The following is a 17,288-nucleotide window of genomic DNA, read 5'->3' on the forward strand; positions in this document are numbered from 1 at the left end:
TCCGCGATGTCCGGCTTCCACTCCACCGAGCCGCTGGTGCCGCGCAAGCGGCCCGCGCAGGAACGCAGCCGCCGCAAGTTCGAAGACATCCTCACCGCGGCCCGCGAGGTGCTGATCGACGACGGCTTCGACTCGCTCACCTGCGAGCAGATCGCCGCCCGCGCCGACGTCCCCATCGGCACGCTCTACCAGTACTTCGCGAACAAGTACGTGATCGTGTGCGAACTCGACCGCGTCGACACCGCCGCGGTCCGGGACGAGCTGACCGCCTTCGCCGGAGAGATCCCGTCGTTGGAGTGGCCCGCGCTGCTGGAGAAGTTCCTCGACCATCTGGCCGTGCTCTGGCGCACCGACCCGTCGCGCCGCGCGGTGTGGCTGGCCGTCCAGTCCACACCGGCGACCCGGGTCACCGCGGCCCTCAACGAGCAGATCCTGGCCGAGCAGGTGGCGCGGCTCCTGGCCCCCCTGATCCCCAGCCAGCGGGAGCGCCGCGGGCTGATGGCGCAGGTCCTGGTGCACACCGCCTACTCGCTGCTGAGCTTCTCGGTGCAGGCCGGGCACGACCACGAGCGCATCGTCGCCGAACTCAAACGCATGCTCGCCGGTTATCTCCTGCTCGAGGAGACCGCCGGCGGGCACTGACCCGCCGGCGGTCTCCGTCGATCCTCGAGCCGCCGTCACTCCTCTTCCAGGATCGCCACCGCGGCGGCGGTGTCGCCGTCGTGCGTGAGCGACAGGTGGATCTTCACGTTCGAGAGGTATTTGGCCAGGTCGCCGTGCAGACGCACCTTGGGCCTCCCCCAGTTGTCGGTGATGATCTCGACGTCGTTCACGGCGGTCTCCGGCAGGATGGGGGTCTGCGCGAAACGGCTCGACGACCACGCCTTGATCACCGCCTCCCGTGCGGCCCAGCGGACCGCGAGATGACGCGCGGGGTCGCCCGACCGGGCGGCGGCATCGCGCCGCTCCCCCACCCGGAAACCCATCTGCATGTTCGACCCGGCCTGCTCGAGTTGTGCCGCGAACGCCGTCACGTCCACCACGTCGAGTCCGATTCCGACGATGCTCACTTGTACGCCCCTTCCGAGTCGAGGCGGACCTGCGGATCCAGGAGCAGCGAGGCCTCGGCGTCGTGCTCGTCGATCGTCTCGTCGAATCGGCGGTTCGGGGGCCGCCTGTAGGCCGGTTCCACGCCGCACATCGCCGAGAGCAGTCGCTGTCGTCCCGCCCGCAGGCGTTCGGCGGCCCGCGCCCGGTAGTCCGCGCGCTGTTCGGCGTCGAGGGCGGCCACGAAGGCCTCCGGGTGCACGACGGCGACGAGCCCCGACACGTGCCCGAACCCGAGGCTGGTGAGGACGCCGGCCTTGAGCGGGAGACGCTCGCCCAGGCGCAGCGGCTCGCGCGCCCACACCAGGTGCGGGTACTCGGCCATCTTCTCGTCGACGCAGTCCAGGCTGCGGTTCGGCGGGATCACCCCGTCCCGGAGCACCTGGCACAGCCCGATCAGCTGGAAGGCGGCGGCGCCGCCCTTGGCATGACCGGTCAGCGACTTCTGGGAGACCACGAACAGCGGCGCCCCGTCGCTGCGGCCGATCGCCGACGCGAGACGCTCGTGCAGCTCGGACTCGTTGGGATCGTTCGCCCGGGTCGAGGTGTCGTGCTTGGAGACGACGGCGACGTCGTCGGCGGTGACGCCGAGTCCGGCCAGCGCGTTCGCCAGCGGCGAGTCCGCGGCACCGCGTGCCGCGCCCAGGGCGCCGAGGCCCGGCGCCGGGATCGAGGTGTGCACGCCGTCGCCGAAGCTCTGCGCCCACGCCACCACGCCGTGGACCGGCAGCCCCATCTGCGCGGCGACGTCGCCGCGGGCCAGCAGGACGGTGCCGCCGCCCGCGGACTCGACGAAGCCGCCGCGGCGTCGATCGTTGGCCCGCGAGAAGCGGCGCTCGTCGATGCCCTTGGCGGCCATGGCGGCCGAGTCGGCGGTGGCCGACATGTCGCCGAAGCCCACGATCCCCTCGATGCCGAGGTCGTCGAAGCCGCCGGCCACGGCGAACAGCGCCTTGCCGAGACGGATCTTGTCGACACCCTCCTCCACCGAGACCGCGGCCGTCGCGCAGGCGGCGACCGGGTGGATCATCGCGCCGTAGCTGCCGATGTACGACTGCACCACGTGGGCGGCGACGACGTTGGGCAGGGCCTCCTGCAGGATGTCGTTCGCCTTCGCCTCACCCAGCAGGGTGTCGACGTAGAGCGACCGCATGGACGTCATGCCGCCCATGCCGGTGCCCTGGGTGTTGGCGACCAGCCCCGGATGCACCCAGCGCATGAGTTCGGCGGGGCTGAATCCGGAGGTGAGGAACGCGTCGACGGTGGCGACGAGGTTCCACAGCGCCACCCGGTCCACCGACTCGACCATGTCCGCCGAGACGCCCCAGCGGGTCGGGTCGAAACCGGTCGGGATCTGCCCGCCCACGGTGCGCGAGAGCGCGAAGCGACGCGGCACCCGGATCTCGGTGCCCGCCAGACGGGTCACCGTCCAGTCGCCGGTGTCGGCGTTCGGGGTCACCCGGGTGCGTTCGGGATCGGCGGCGGCGAAGGCCCGGGCCTGCGCCTCCGACGGCACCGTGAAGCTCAGGTCCTCGTCGAGGAACACCGACTCCAGCAGCGGCGCGGAGTTCTCGACCATGGCGCCCTCGTCGGCGTAGCGGCGGATGCCGCAGCGTTCCAGGACGACGTCGTGGTAGCGCTCGGCGATGTCGGCCTCGGCGACCGGATCACCGGTCTCGACGTCGTACCAGCCGGGCTTGGGGGTGGTGTCCCACTGGACGAGACCGGTGGTCCAGGCGAGTTCGAGCACGCCGGCGGCCGAGAGCTTCTCGTCCACCTCCATCTCGAAGCGGGTGCGCGACGAGCCGTACGGCCCCACCTCGCCGGTGCCCACGATCACCACCAGGTCCTCCGGCCGGGCGTCGATCTCCGGCCAGGCGATCGGGCTGCCGAGTTCGGCGCGGGCCGGGGCCGGAAGCGCGGCGACCAGGGTCTCCTCGGCCTCCTCACCTGCGTCGTCGGCCGCCTCGGCGGCCTGCTGCGCCTGCTCGGCCAAGGCCTTCAGGTCGATCGACGCGGCGTCCAGTCCGGCGGTGAAGTCGGCGAGCAGCGGTGCGGTCCGCGCTGCGGCGCGCCGGTCCGCGGTGCACAGGCCGATCAGTTCGTCGGCCATCTCCTCGGTGCTCCAGGTGCGGACGCCCGCCGCCTCGACGGCCTCGACCATCACGTCGTTGGCCCCCATCAGACCGGTGCCGCGCACCCAGCCGATCAGCGCGTGGGCCAGCGACGTCCGCGCCCCCCACGAGTCCTCCGCCGCCCAGCGGGTGACCACCGCGTCGAGCGCGGCCTTGCTCTCGCCGTAGGCGCCGTCGCCGCCGAACATGCCGCGGTTCGGCGAACCGGGCAGCACCACGTGCAGGCGGCCGGCGAGGTCGTGGTCGGCGCCGATCGCCGACAGACCGCCGATCAGCCGCTCCACCGACCACAGCAGGACCTTCATCTCCAGTTCGGCGCGGGCACCGGCGTCGGTGAGGTCCCCGGCCACCCGCGGCGCGGCGAACGGGAACAGCAGCGTGGGCCGCATCGCTGGCTTCACGACGGCGGTGGTCGCCCCCAGGTTCTCGGTCTGCTCGCTGCCGAGCCAGTCGATCAGGGCGTCGACGTCGGTGTACGAGGCCATGTTGGCCGGCACCACCCAGAGCGCGGCCCCGGTCCGGGCGTGCGTGCGGTAGAGCTCCCGATAGAACGCGAGACGCTCGGAGTTCAAGCGCGAGGTGGTGGCCACCACCGTCGCCCCGCCGGCGAGCAGCCTGCCCACCACGGCGGCCGCGATCGAGCCCTTCGAGGCCCCGGTCACCACCGCGACGTCGTCGGCGAACTCGCCCGGGGTCTGGTCGCGGGCGGCCTCGGCGATCGCCGCGTACAGCTCGGCGTGCGCCGGCCGGCCCTCGACGGCGGCCCGGTTCCCCCACCAGGCGGCGTGCCCGGCGACGGTCTCCCCCGCACCGACGAACCCGGCCGCAGCCGCTGCGATGCCGACCGCTCCCCGAGTCCCGTCATCCGCTCCCGGAGTTTCGTCTTCCGCTCCCTGAGCTCCGTCGAAGGGCACGTCCGTCAGCCACAGCGTCGCCAGGTCCTCGCGGGCGGTGGCCCACCGGTCGTCGATCAGCACGGCCCGCTCGGCGTCGAACGCCGGGGCGACGGTGCGCTGCCAGTCCGACCCCAGCTCGGCGCTGACCCGGTCGGCCAGCAGTCCGGCGTCGGGGTCGGCCTCGGGCGCCGAGGAGGTGTCGACCAGACCGAGCCTGGTCAGCAGGGTCCGCGCGGTCGCGGCCAGGACGCCGTCCTCGCCGGTGATCCGGTCGGCGAACTCGCCGAGCGCGGCCGCGTCGACCGTCGCCCCGCCGCCGGAGGCGGCCACCGGCAGTTCGACGGCGATGCCGCGGGCGGCTCCCACGCCGCGGACGGCGCGGTCGATCACCGCGTCGAGCGCGTCGGTGCTGGTCACCGGTCCGTCGAGCAGATCACCGAGGTCGCCGCCGCGGACGCTGGCGCCCTCGCGGGTGCCCAGGCCGACGGCGACCAGGGTGTGCAGCGCCCAGCCCGGGCCGAGCTGCCAGGCACCGGTCACCCGGTCGGTGACGTACGACTGGCGCTTGCCGAGCGGACCGGCCACCTTGCGGAACTGGTCGGCGACGGCGTCGCCGAGCACCTCGCCGAGCGGCTTGTAACCGCGGGCCAGCGAGTTCACGGTGGTCGCGAGCGCGGTCATGTCGGCTTCGGCCGCCCCGTCGATCGCGCCCAGGCCGAGCTCGCCGCCGATGTCCAGCAGCAGCTGATTGCGGCGCGAGGACACACCGTCGCACAGCGCCTCGATGGTGTCCACGGCGCCGATCTGGTCGGTGCGCATCTTGGTCCACAGGGCGATCACCGCGCGCACCGCGTCCGCCGGCCCGAAGGCGATGTCGTCCGGGCGGGGTCCGGCGGCCGCGGCCGTCGGTGCGGGCGCCGCGGTCGCGGCCGGAGCCGCGGCGGCGGGAGCGGCGGCGTCCGGGCTCGGGGCGGCGTCGTCGGCCTCCGGCTCCGGGTCGGCGCCGGCGTCCTGCGCGGTGAGCAGCGCGGCGTCGGACTCGGCGTTCACCAGTTCGGCCGTCGTGGCGGAGTACTGCGGCAGCTTCAGAGTGTTGCGGGCCAGGCCGGTGATCGTCGGCGCGGTCTTGACGCCCACCTCGACGAAACGCTGGATGCCCAGGCCGCCGGCCTCGGGCGCCGAGAACAGCAGGTCCTGCGTCTCGATCCAGCGCACCGGGCTGGCGAACTGCCAGGCCAGCAGCTCGATCAGCATCACGCGGGTCAGATCCGCCGGGCGGGCGGCCCACGAGTCCCAGTCGGCCAGCACCTCGGTCAGCGGTTCGGACGGCACCAGGTCCACGATCTCCTGGACGAAGGCGCGGTCCAGGTCGAACAGGCGCGGCACCAGGTTCGGGATGTACCGGCCCACCAGGATCGCCGGGTCGATGTCGGCGGGCAGCAGGTCGTCGAGCTTGCCGCGGAACTCCGGGACGCCGGCGCGCAGCACCGTCGAGTGGAAGGGCACGTCGATGCCGGGGACCAGGATGAAGGCGCGCTTGCCGCCGTACTCGGCGACGCGGCGCACGATCTCGGTCTCCAGGGCCTCCAGACCGCGGACGGTGCCCGCGATGGCGTACTGCGAGCCGAGCAGGTTCAGGTTCACCACTTCGAGGTATTCGTCGGCGTTCGCGGCCACCTCGGCCACGAAACCGGTGACGTCGGCGTCGGCCAGGCCGAACTGGCTCGGGCGGATGGCGGCCATCCGGTAGTTCGAGCGGCCCCGCTCGTCGCGCGGCACCAGGTGGTGCATGGCCGATCCGCGCTGGAACACGACCTCCAGCACGGCTTCGAGGGGCAGCACCCCGGCGCAGGCGGCCAGCGCGTTGTACTCGCCGACCGAGTGCCCGCAGGTGATGGCGCCCTCCACGAAGCCGCCGGCCTCGCGGAGTTCGGCGATCTGCGCGACGCCCAGCGTCGCCATCGCGACCTGGGTGAACTGCGTCAGGAACAGCACGCCGTCCGGGTGGTGGTAGGTCTCCAGGCGTCGATTCGCCCCGCTCTCTCCACTCGCTCCGCTCCCGGCGGCCGCGACCAGCGTGGTCGGGTTGTCGCGGACGACGGCGAGGATCGAGAAGCCCAGGGCCTTGCGGGTGTGCGCGTCGGCGCGGTCCCAGACCTCGCGGGCGGCCTTGCTGCGCGAGCGCGCGTCCAGGCCCATGCCCTTGCTCTGGATGCCCTGGCCCGGGAACGCGTACGCGGTGCGCGGGGCGGCCTGCAGCGCGGTCGCGGCCATCACCAGGTCGTCGCCGACCTTGGCGGTCACCTCGATCACGTCGCGCCCGGCATCCATGCCGACGCGGTCCACCCGCACGGTGATCTCGTCGCCGAGGCGGACCATGCCGAGGAAACGGGCGGTCCAGCCCAGCAGGGCCCGCGGCGACGGCACCGGCGTGTCCAGGTCGGCGGCCGTGACCACCTGCTGCGCCGCAGCCGAGAGCCACATGCCGTGCACGATCGGCTCGCCCAGCCCGGCCAGCCGCGCCGCCGACGCGTCGGTGTGGATCGGGTTGCGGTCGCCGGAGACCACGGCGAAACCGGTCATGTCCTCCGGTGCGGTGATCGTCACGGTCCGCACGTGCTTGCGCACCCCGGTGCGCTCGTCGTCGGCGGCGCCGCCGGCGCGCACCGGATCGCTCAACTCGGCCGAACCGCTGCGTCCGCGGATGGCGAATCGCTCGGCCAGAGTGGCGACGGGCGCACCGTCGGTCCGGGCGACGTCGACGCCGACCTCCACCACGCGGCCCGCCGCGGAGTCGTACACGGCACCGAGTCGGGCGGTGATCGTCAGGTCGGTGTCGGACTCGGGGATCCGGCCGGTCAGTTCGACGGCGTGGTCCAGGTGGACCAGGTCGAGCAGCCCCTCGACCACCGGCAGTCCGTCGTCGGTCCGCGCGGCGCCGATCACGCTGAACACGGCGGGCCAGCAGGCCGTCACCAGGGTGTCGGGGACGGCGAAGCCGAAGGGCACGGCCGGGGTGGTCGGCGCGTAGCCGCGCGGCAGCGACGACGCCGTGGCCCCGCTGTGATCGGCCACCGAATCGGCGCTCCAACGCACGGTGACCGCGGCCGCGCCGTCGTCGAGATCGGTCAGGGTGCCGCCGGCGGCGACGGTGAGCAGCTCACGCATGGCGCCGGCGGCCTCGTCGACGCCGACCCGCGGCACACCGCCGTCGAGGCAGCTCTCCTCGACCGAGACCGGGATCCGCACCCGGGTGCCCGAGACGGGGACGGACAGTTCGAACGACGCGGGGTAGGTCCCGGCGTCGGAGAGCAGAGTGATCCGGGCGCCGGTCGGGGCGTGATCGGCCACCTGGTCGTCGTACACCTCCCAGCCGCTCGGGTCGCCGAGCAGCTGCACGGGGTTGGCGACGATGCGGCCGGCCCACGAGACGTCGACGGACTCGAGCAGGACGGTGAGGGGTCCGGCCGAGGCGACCTCCCCGGTACGACGACGCGCATCCGCCGGCCACACGTTCTCGCCGCTGTGGCGCAGGACCTCGACGGTGTGCGCCTCGAACCGGTCGAGCAGCTCGCCCACCGGCTCGTCGACCCGGGTGATCCCGGCGACGGCCACCGGACCGGGGATGATGCAGACCTCGTCGGCGTCGTACCGCGCATCGTGGGCCTGCCACAGCGAGTCGCTGCGCCACCAGCGGCGCACGTCCTTGTCGATCACCGGCACGAAGTTCACCGGCTTGCCCGGGGTGCGGCACAGCTCCAGGAAGAAGGCCACGTCCGCCGGGTGCAGGATGTCGGTGTCGATCTCCGGGTAGGCCGCGGTCAGGGCCGCGATCGCCGCGTGCGGATCGTCGACGTCGTCGTCGAACATCGAGACGAAGGTCCCGGAGTCCTGGCCGATCAGGCGCGCCTCGGTGCGGTGCAGCATCGCGGTGAAGCGCTGCGCCCACGTGACGTCGGCCCACGGCAGCGGTGCTCCGGTGCCCACCGCGAGGTCGGCGTACCGGGTCAGCCACCGGGCGTAGGTCATGGTCGCGGTGTCGCCGAAGTACGGCTTGGCGGTGCCCGCCATGGCCGCGACGATCTCGTCGCGGCGCTCGGCGACGGCCTCGGCGTCGCCGGCCACCTCGTCGAGCAGTCGGCCGCAGCGGGAGGCGGCGTTGTCGATCTCGTGGATGTCGGCGCCGAGCTGACTGCGGCCCGACGCCATCCCGGCCGCCGCGTGACCGGCGCCGATCCACTCGTCGCAGCCGACGGTGTCGACCAGCATCCGCTTCACCTCGGGGGCCGTGGTGGCCTCCAGGGTCGCCATCGCGGCGGTGCCGATCAGGATGCCGTCCAGCGGCATCAGCGGGTAGCCGTGCCGGGCCGACCACTCGCCGGTCAGGTATTCCGCGGCCCGCTCGGGCGTGCCGATGCCGCCGCCCACGCAGACCACCGTGTTCGGGCGGTCGCGCAGTTCGCCGTAGGTGGCGATGAGCAGGTCGTCGAGGTCCTCCCACGAGTGGTGGCCGCCGGCCCGGCCGCCCTCCACCTGCACGATGATCGGGAACTCGGGCACCTCGTTGGCGATCCGGACCACCGCGCGGATCTGCTCCACGGTGCCCGGTTTGAAGGCGACGTAGTGCAGCTGCGCGTCGTTGAGCTCGTGCACCAGGTCCACGGCCTCGTCGAGTTCGGGGATGCCCGCGGTGACGATCACCCCGTCGATCGGGGCGCCCGCGGCCCGGGCCTTCTGCACCAGGCGCTTGCCGCCAAGCTGCAGCTTCCACAGGTAGGGGTCCAGGAACAGCGAGTTGAACTGCACCTCGCGGCCCGGTTCCAGCAGTTCGGTGAGCCGGTCGACGTTGTCGGCGAAGATCGCCTCGGTCACCTGGCCGCCGCCGGCCAGCTCGGCCCAGTGTCCGGCGTTGGCGGCCGCGGCCACGATCGCCGGGTCGACGGTGGTCGGCGTCATGCCGGCCAGCATCATCGGCGAGCGGCCGGTCAGCCGGGTGAAGGGCGTGTCGACCACGGTGCGGCCGTCGGGCAGCTCGGCCAGCCGCGGCGCGTACAGCGCCCACGGGGCCGAGACCTCGGGGACGTTGCCGGGGACGAACAGATTGCGCTGTCCGCCGCGGGTGGCGACCGGCACGGCGCCGACGCCCTGACCGCGGATCGACGACGACGAGAGCCGCGTCGCGACGTCGGCCGGACCGAAGTCGAGTAGCCAGCGGGCGCCGCTGGCCACCAGCTCGCCGACCTCGGCGACCCAGTCGACGTGGCTCACCAGGATCGCCTCGGCGTACCGGTGGGCCAGTGCCGGATCCAGGCCGCATCGCTGGGCCCACTCGGTCACCAGGGTGATGGCCGGGGCCATGTCCGGGTGGTGGAACGGCACCGTGGTCATCACGTTCTCGAAGACCGGCGCGAACGGCGAACCGCCGGTCCGCTTGCGCTTGCGCTCGTCGGCCGAGGCCTCGGCCTTCTGCTCGCAGAGCACCTGGAAGGCACGCAGGTGGCGCGGCGCGCCGGAGAGCACGACGGCCCGGCGCGAGTTGTGCACGGCCACCGCGGGGGCGCCGATGCGCTGATCGGCGGGCAGACCGGCGACGTACTGCGCCAGCAGCACCTCGACGTCCTGCGGGACCACCTGGGAGATCGACGTCATCGGCGACGCCTCGGCCGTCCCCGTCAGTCCGCGGCGACGCGCGGTGAGGGTCGCCGCGGCACCGATCAGATGCGCCAGCGCCAGCAGTTGGGCGTCGTCGGCGTCCCGCGGCTGACCGGCCACCGCGATCGCCTCGGTGGCGAGGATGCCCTGCGAATGCCCGACGACGGCCATCGGCGGCACCGCGGCGGTGTCCAGTCCCTGCTTGGCGGCCGAGGCGATGGTCGCGAGCTGGGCGGCCAGGATGCCCGGCAGCGAGACGCCGGCGTCGGCCAGTTCGCCGTCCGACGGCACCGGACGGTCCTCGTCGAGCGCATGCATCCAGGCGATCGGGTCGAAGGCCCGGGCGCCGGCGCGGGCCAGGTCCTCGGCGACCGGTGCGAGGATCGCGCGGGCGTCGTCGAGCGCGCGGGCCATCGTGGACTCGAGGTCGGCGTCGATCACGACCTCGGCGAACGTGGGCAGCCAGGGGCCTCCCTGGCCGCCGAAGCTCACGGCATAGGCCTCGCCCTGAGCCAGTCGGTCGAGCAGGCTCGGTTCCGGTGCGGCGGGTCGGTCTGTGCGCGAACGGGAACGGAACTGGTCGAGGGTCACAGGCTCTCCTGGTCGGGGGTCGGAGCGGGCACGGCCGAGGCGGCCGCTGAACGTGTCCCATGATGACAGGCAAACATGAGGCTTCCCTCATGTTTTATCGCGACCCGCAGGTATACCCGCTGGTAGAACGGCGAGTAACCGCCCCCACCTGCACCGCAGCGCCGACTTAAATCGTTACTGAATCGTTATCTGACTACTCTGCCGCGCTTGGGTAGAAACACTCAGATTCCCCCGGAAGCATGATTTCGGGACCCGGTGCGTTGTTAACTTCTCCCCACCCAGCGAGAAGGAGACATCGCATGAAACGACACCGACGCATCCGCGGAGCCGTGCTGGCCCTCGGCGCGGCCGCCGCCCTGACACTGACCGCCTGCGGCGGCGATCCGGACTCCGACCCCGCCCCGGCCGCCTCCGATCCCGCGGCCGCCGAACTGCTGAACAAGGCCGCCGAGGCCACCGAGGCCCTGACCGGCGCCACGCTCGAGATCGCCGTCAGCGGCACCGTCCAGAGCCTCAACGCCACCGCCGTCGCCGCCGAGGTCAACACCAGGCCCACCGTCTCCGGCAAGGGCACCGCGACCCTCGACATGGGCGGCAAGAAGGTCACGGCCCCGTTCGTCTACCTCGACGGCGCCTTCTACGCGAACGTCGACGGCGGCGGCTGGATCGACTACGGCGACGGCCGATCGATCTACGACGTCTCCCGGGTCCTCGACGCGAAGGCGGGCGTCCCCGGCATCCTGCGCGGTCTGGAGGGCGCGAAGACCGACGGCACCGAGGACGTGAACGGAGCCCGGGCCACCAAGGTGACCGGCACCGTGCCCGCCAAGACGGTCGCCGCGCTGACCGGCGCGACCGGCGAGGAGGCCGCGAAGGCGACCACCCCGCTCGGCACCACCGTCTGGATCACCGCCGAGCACCAGGTGGCGCGCGTCGTCGTCGAACCGGCGACCGGCACGACGATGACGATCGACGTCTCGAACTGGAACGTCGGGACCGAGGTGACCAGACCCCGCGGCGTGCAGACGCCGACCGTCGCACCGCCGAGCCCGCCGGCGTCCGGAGAACCCACCCGCGAACCCGCCGCAGGCTGAGTCCGCACGAAAGATTCAGGAGATCGCCATGAACATCCGCACCCGTCTCGTCGGCGCCGGACTCGCAGTCCTGAGCGCCGGCGCGATGCTCGGCATCGCGAACGTCGCCGCACCGGCCCCCGCCCACGCCGTCGACTACTACGGCGCGCTCGCGCTCTCGCCGTCGTCCGGAGCCACCGGCCGAGCCTGGGACTACCCGGACTCCTCCGCCGCCCGCAGCGCCGCGCTCAGCACCTGCGGCTACGACGACTGCCGCGTGGTGGTCGCGATGGTCAACGGCTGCGGCGCCATCGCGAAGGGCACCCGCTACTGGGGGTACGGCCGGTCGTCACGGCTGAGCACCGCACAGAGCATCGCGCTGTACTACGCCGACGGCGGACACGTCCACGACTGGCTCTGCACCTCCGGCCACTTCGAGCTGACCGATGCCCGACCGCCCGCGGCACCCTCCTCCCCGGGAGGGCGCCTCGGGCATTCGACAGGCTGTCGGAGTATGAGCGACTGCATCTTCTGCGCCATCGTCACCGGTGCCGCCCCCGCCCGGGTCGTGTACCGCGACGAGCACCTCCTCGGCTTCCTCGACATCCGCCCGATCACCGCGGGCCACACGCTGCTGATCCCGCGCGAGCACGCCGTCGGACTGGCGGATCTGCCGCCGGAGACCGGGGCCCGGATGTTCCAGGCCGGCCAGCGGGTGGCCGCCGCGATGAAGACCACGCTCGACGCCGACGGAGTGAACCTCGCCCTGAACGACGGGAAGGCCGCCTTCCAGACCGTCTTCCACGCGCACCTGCACGTGGTGCCGCGCCACTCCGGCGACAAGCTCCGCTTCGCGAAAGGCCTGATCACCCGCCGTGCGGGCGATCCCGATGCGATCGCCGAGGCGTTGCGCACCGAACTGCCCCACTGATCCCCCGCCTCCCGGTCTCGACTCCGCTCGACCAGCGAGAGGATCCTCGACCGCCGAACGACTCCTCGCCGGTCAAACCTCTCCTCGCTGGTCGAGCGGAGTCGAGACCAACCGTCAACCCAGGTTGACGACATGCCGATCGAGGCGCACCCTGGAAGAGACCGGAGGATCCGGAGAAGCCACGCGGAGGAGATCATGAAGACCGCTTACGATCAGCCCGACGACGCCGACGAGACCCCGATCGAGCAACTGACCCGGATCGCCGCGCTCCGCCGCGACCTCTCCCGCCAGGAGGAGGCCGCGGTCCGCCGCGCCCGGATCGCCGGACTCTCCTGGGCCGAGATCGGCCTGCTGCTCGGCGTCTCCAAACAGGCCATGCACAAGAAGTATCGGAAGGTCGGATGACCGCCCGCTCCCTCGACGGCATCGCCCCCGACGACCTCGCGACCGCTCGCGCCGCGGTGCGGCGGGCGGATCGCATCGTCGTCTTCACCGGTGCGGGCATGTCCGCCGAGAGCGGCGTGCCCACGTTCCGCGACGCGCTGACCGGCATTCTGGGCCCGCTTCGACCCGGCGCGACTCGCGACGCCGGAGGCCTGGGAGCGGGACCGATCTCTGGTGTGGTCGTGGTACGCCGACCGCGCCTCGGGTGCCCGGTCCGTCGAACCGAACGAGGGACATCACGCGATCGCGCGGCTCGCACAGCGCAAACGCGCACACGGCGCAATGGTGTCGGTGGTGACTCAGAACGTCGACGACCTGCACGAACGCACCCTGTCGGGGCCGGCGGTCCACCTGCACGGCAGCCTGTTCTCACCGCGCTGCGACACCTGCGGCATCTCGGCTCCGGCCGACGCCGCCGTGGATCCCGACCTTCGATCGTGTTCGCGATGCGAGGGGGCGATCCGGCCCGGCGTGGTCTGGTTCGGCGAGCAGCTGCCCGCCGACGCCTGGGCCGACGCGGAACTCGCGTTCGCGATGTCGGACCTGGTGATCGTCGTCGGGACCAGCGGGGTGGTCCATCCGGCCGCCGCGCTGCCCGAGACCGCGGCGGCCCGGGGCGTCACCGTGATCGAGGTGAATCCGGAGCCGTCGGCGCTCGGCGGGGTCACCCTGCGCCTGCCCGTCACCGCCGCCCGGGGCCTCCCCGCCCTGGTCGACTGACCCGCCCGGACTCAGCCCGCGGCCGGCTCCCCGAGCACCTCGCCCGCCAGCTTCCGGCGCTTGAGGATCGACGCGCCCAGAAGCGCGTAACCGATCACGATCCACATCGCCAGGGCGGCGAACGCCATCCCGGTGCCCGCGCCCAGGAACCGGCCGTCGGCGAAGAACGCCGCGCCGCGCAGGGCGGTGCCGCCCGCGCCCAGCGGCAGCCACTGGCCGAGGTGTCCCCACACTCCCGGGAGGTACTCCGGCGGAGCCGCGATTCCGGCGAGCGGCATGCCGATCAGCATGAACAGCAGCGCCGCGATCCCCATGCCGGCCATGCCGACCAGTGACACCAGGCCGGCGATCACCGCGCCGATCGCCGCGATCCCGGCGAACATGGCGAACCACTGCGGCCAGAATCCGCCGGAGAGCACGCCCACCGCCATGGCGGCGCCCACGCAGGTCGCGGCCACCACGGCGGCGGCGACGGGCACCGCGACGGCGATCCACTTGGCACGACGCAGCAGCATGGTCAGCGCGATGCCCAGTGCGGCGCCGGCCATGAACAGCGGCATCACCACCGAACCGAAGCCTGCTCCGCGCGGATCGGAGTCCGACGGCGGGGCGACGTCGATCACGGTCGGCGCGGCCGCCGGAGCCGGGGCGGCTCCGGGTGCGGCGGGGGCTTGCCGAGCCGCGGCCTGGGCGGCGATCTGCGCGCCGATCTGGGTCAGCGTCCCGGCGACCGCGGGGCTCGCCCCGGTCGCGATCACCGTGGCCGACTCCGGTCCCACGACCAGTCCCCCGTAGACCTCGCGGTCGGCGGTCGCCCGCTCCAGGTCGGCGCGGGTGTCGTACCGCTGGACGTCGAACGCTCCGGGCTGCCGCTCGTCGAGCGCCTTCTCCACCTGCGCGACGGCGGGGGCGGGTCCGGCGATGCCGAGGGGCAGATCGTGCGGCGCGCCGCGGGAGGCGGGGCCGATGAACATCAGCAAGATCAGCGGGATCGCGATCGCGATCCCGGCGATCACCGCGGCGACCTTCCGCACGGGGACGGTGGACAGGGCTTCGGACATGACTTCCTCGTTTCGACGCCGATGTTTCAACATTTGTTGAATGACACCGTAGGCGCGGACGGGCATCGAAGTCAACAATTGTTGAAATGCGATACGGTGGACGGGTGAGCAAACAGGACGAACCGGTCCGTACCGGACGGCGCACCGGTGACGGCAACACCCGCGACGACATCCTGGCCGCGGCCCGCGAACTCTTCGCCTCCGGCGGATTCGGCAAGACGACGATGCGCGCCGTCGCGACCCGCGCCGACGTCGACGTCGCCTTGATCCCCTATTACTTCACCAACAAGCGCGGCCTGTTCGTCGCGGCCATGGAGATGCCGATCGATCCGGCGGTACGCATCGCCGAAGCCGCCGACGGCCCGCGCGAGACGCTGGGCGCACGCCTGGCCGAGACCTTCCTGACCGCCTGGGACGACCCCGGTTCCGGTCCGGCGCTCCAGGCGTTCCTGCGGACCGCGGTCACCGACGAGCCCACCGCGCACGCCTTCGGCGAGTTCGTGTCGCAGTCGATCATGCCCATGGTGACCGAGCGGGTCGGCGTCGGCGAGGACACCGCGCGCGCCGTGTCGTCGATGATGTTCGGCGTCGCGACCATGCGCTACCTCGTCGGCGCGCCCGTCTTCACCGCACCGTCGACCGCCGACCTCATCGCGGCGTACGGCCCGCGCATCCAGGCCGTGATCGACGCCGACTGACCGGAAGGCTTCGACGAGGCCCCGTCACCGCGAACACAGACGACGACCGACCGGCGGAGCGCCGATCGGTCGTCGTCTGTGTTCGGTTGCCGAACGCGGTCAGCCGCGTCCGCGGCCGGCGACGCGCGGGGGCCGCTTGCCCCAGTGGTCCTTCTTGCCGCCCTTGCCCTGGTAGCCGCCGCTCCGACGCCCGCCGCGCTGGCCGGGAGGTCCCTGGTCGCGGCTGATGTCGATCGGGTTCTTACCGATGCGCGTGTGCTTGAGCATGGCGAGGGTCTCGTCGTCGAGGTCCTCGGGCAGCTCCACCAGCGAGAAGTCGTCGCGGATGCTGATGTTGCCGAAGTCGGCGCGGGTCAGGCCGCCCTCGTTGGCGATGGCGCCGACGATCGCTCCCGGCGACACCTTGTGCCTGCGACCGACCGCGATGCGGTAGGTCGCGAACCGTCCGCCGTTCTTGGGCGTGCGCTCACGACGATCGTCCCGATCCCGATCCCGGTCGCGTCGCTGACCGGCGGGCGGATCCGGAGTCATCAGGAATCCGCCGTCGCGGGTCTCCAGCGCGAGCGCCGCCGCGATGTCGGCCATCGCGACGTCGTTCTCCCGGGCGTAGGTCTCGATGAGACCGCGGAACATGTCCAGGTGGTCGGACTCGAGGTTGTGGGTGATCGACTCGCCGAACTTGATCACCCGCTGGGCGTTCACGTCCTCCACCGACGGGAGGTCGATCTCGGTGAGCTCCTGACGCGTCGCCCGCTCGATCGCCCGCAGCAGATGACGCTCGCGGGGCGAGACGAACAGCAGCGCGGTGCCCGACCGTCCGGCCCGGCCGGTCCGGCCGATGCGGTGCACGTACGACTCGGTGTCGTGCGGGATGTCGTAGTTGACGACGTGCGAGATCCGGTCGACGTCGAGCCCGCGGGCCGCCACGTCGGTGGCGACCAGGATGTCGAGGGTGCCGTCCTTGAGCTGGTTGATGGTGCGTTCGCGCTGCGCCTGCACCATGTCGCCGTTGATCGCCGCCGCGGACAGGCCGCGCGCCCGCAGCTTCTCGGCCAGTTCCTCGGTCGCGGACTTGGTCCGGACGAAGACGATCATCCCGTCGAAGTCCTCGACCTCGAGGACGCGGGTCAGCGCATCGAGTTTGCGCTGGTGCGAGACCTGCAGGTACCGCTGCGTGATGTTCGACGCCGTGGAGGTCTGCGACTTGACCTTCACCTCCTGCGGGTCGTTCAGGTACTTGCGCGCCAGCCGACCGATAGTCGGCGGCATGGTGGCCGAGAAGAGCGCCACCTGCTTGTCGTCGGGGGTGTCGGCGAGGATCCGCTCGATGTCCTCGGCGAAGCCCATCGACAGCATCTCGTCGGCCTCGTCGAGCACCAGGAACTGCAGCTCGGACAGGTCGAGGGTGCCCTTGTCGAGGTGGTCGATCACCCGGCCGGGCGTGCCGACGATCACCTGCGCGCCGCGGCGCAGTCCGGAGAGCTGGATGCCGTAGCTCTGGCCGCCGTAGATCGGCAGCACCTTCACCTCGGGCATCTTCGAGGAGTAGCGCCCGAAGGCCTCGGACACCTGCAGTGCGAGCTCACGGGTCGGAGCCAGCACCAGGGCCTGCGGCTTGCGGGCGGCCGTGTCGAGCCGGGACAGGATCGGGATCGCGAAGGCCGCGGTCTTACCGGTGCCGGTCTGTGCCAGACCGACGACGTCGCGGCCCGCCATCAGTGGTGGAATGGTCGCCGCCTGGATGGGCGACGGGGACTCGTAGCCGACCTCGTCGAGGGCGGCGCGGACACGCTCGTCGATGCCGAAGCCGTCGAACGTCACGGTGTCAGTGGTTGAACTGGAATTGTCGGTGCTAGTCATGCGCACCCGTAAAGCTTGATCATCGTCTCCCATGCTACCCCGAAGAAAGCCTGTGACACGTACCACTTGACTCGCTGGTAGGGTATCGATTCACGAGGTTCGTCCGGAACCGAAGCACTC

General features: G+C 72.2%; 9 protein-coding genes and 2 pseudogenes. 7 read left to right on the forward strand and 4 right to left on the reverse strand.

What is annotated here, in order from left to right; all coding sequences use genetic code 11:
• Window positions 1–6 precede the first annotated feature (6 nt).
• Window positions 7–642 (forward strand): TetR/AcrR family transcriptional regulator, encoded by a 636-nt coding sequence (locus QM809_RS16745; RefSeq protein ID WP_415046827.1) that lies wholly within the window; start codon window positions 7–9, stop codon window positions 640–642.
• Window positions 643–677: 35 nt separating this feature from the next.
• Here the strand turns inward: QM809_RS16745 and QM809_RS16750 are convergent, their stop codons facing one another.
• Both QM809_RS16750 and QM809_RS16755 read right to left on the reverse strand, forming a co-directional pair.
• On the reverse strand, window positions 678–1,070 hold the full coding sequence (locus QM809_RS16750) for a holo-ACP synthase (RefSeq protein WP_415046828.1): 393 nt from the start codon (window positions 1,068–1,070) through the stop codon (window positions 678–680).
• Window positions 1,067–10,381 carry a fatty acid synthase subunit beta domain-containing protein gene (locus QM809_RS16755; RefSeq protein ID WP_415046829.1) on the reverse strand — a complete coding sequence of 3,105 codons (9,315 nt, stop codon included), beginning with the start codon at window positions 10,379–10,381 and terminating at the stop codon, window positions 1,067–1,069. Before QM809_RS16755 ends, QM809_RS16750 begins: the two co-directional genes overlap by 4 nt.
• Window positions 10,382–10,680: 299 nt before the next feature.
• Here QM809_RS16755 and QM809_RS16760 point away from each other — a divergent pair, with 299 nt between their 5' ends.
• The 5 genes and pseudogenes from QM809_RS16760 (at window position 10,681) to QM809_RS16780 (ending at window position 13,549) form a co-directional block, all read left to right on the forward strand.
• Window positions 10,681–11,475: an LppX_LprAFG lipoprotein gene (locus QM809_RS16760; protein ID WP_415046830.1), complete on the forward strand. Its 795-nt coding sequence runs from the start codon at window positions 10,681–10,683 to the stop codon at window positions 11,473–11,475.
• An 85-nt stretch (window positions 11,476–11,560) separates the two neighbouring features.
• Window positions 11,561–11,827, forward strand: a pseudogene (locus QM809_RS16765) (DUF4189 domain-containing protein); the annotation flags it as partial.
• 141 nt (window positions 11,828–11,968) lie between these two features.
• Window positions 11,969–12,385 (forward strand): HIT family protein, encoded by a 417-nt coding sequence (locus QM809_RS16770; RefSeq protein ID WP_415047128.1) that lies wholly within the window; start codon window positions 11,969–11,971, stop codon window positions 12,383–12,385.
• Window positions 12,386–12,580: 195 nt separating this feature from the next.
• Window positions 12,581–12,790, forward strand: a complete 210-nt coding sequence (locus QM809_RS16775; protein ID WP_415046831.1) for a hypothetical protein — start codon at window positions 12,581–12,583, stop codon at window positions 12,788–12,790.
• A pseudogene (locus QM809_RS16780) lies at window positions 12,787–13,549 on the forward strand (NAD-dependent protein deacylase). Before QM809_RS16775 ends, QM809_RS16780 begins: the two are co-directional and overlap by 4 nt.
• Before the next feature lie 11 nt (window positions 13,550–13,560).
• Here QM809_RS16780 and QM809_RS16785 read toward each other — a convergent pair.
• Window positions 13,561–14,610, reverse strand: coding sequence for an ABC transporter permease (locus QM809_RS16785; RefSeq protein ID WP_415046832.1), 1,050 nt, complete (start codon window positions 14,608–14,610; stop codon window positions 13,561–13,563).
• A gap of 104 nt (window positions 14,611–14,714) precedes the next feature.
• Here QM809_RS16785 and QM809_RS16790 point away from each other — a divergent pair, with 104 nt between their 5' ends.
• The gene (locus QM809_RS16790; RefSeq protein WP_415046833.1) at window positions 14,715–15,308 is read left to right on the forward strand and encodes a TetR family transcriptional regulator; all 594 of its coding nucleotides are present in this window, start codon (window positions 14,715–14,717) and stop codon (window positions 15,306–15,308) included.
• A gap of 99 nt (window positions 15,309–15,407) precedes the next feature.
• On the opposite strand, the gene QM809_RS16795 is transcribed toward QM809_RS16790, so the two are convergent.
• Window positions 15,408–17,168: a DEAD/DEAH box helicase gene (locus QM809_RS16795; RefSeq protein WP_415046834.1), complete on the reverse strand. Its 1,761-nt coding sequence runs from the start codon at window positions 17,166–17,168 to the stop codon at window positions 15,408–15,410.
• Window positions 17,169–17,288: the final 120 nt, after the last annotated feature.

The organism is Gordonia sp. (in: high G+C Gram-positive bacteria) (assembly GCF_047600385.1).
Lineage (GTDB): Bacteria > Actinomycetota > Actinomycetes > Mycobacteriales > Mycobacteriaceae > Gordonia.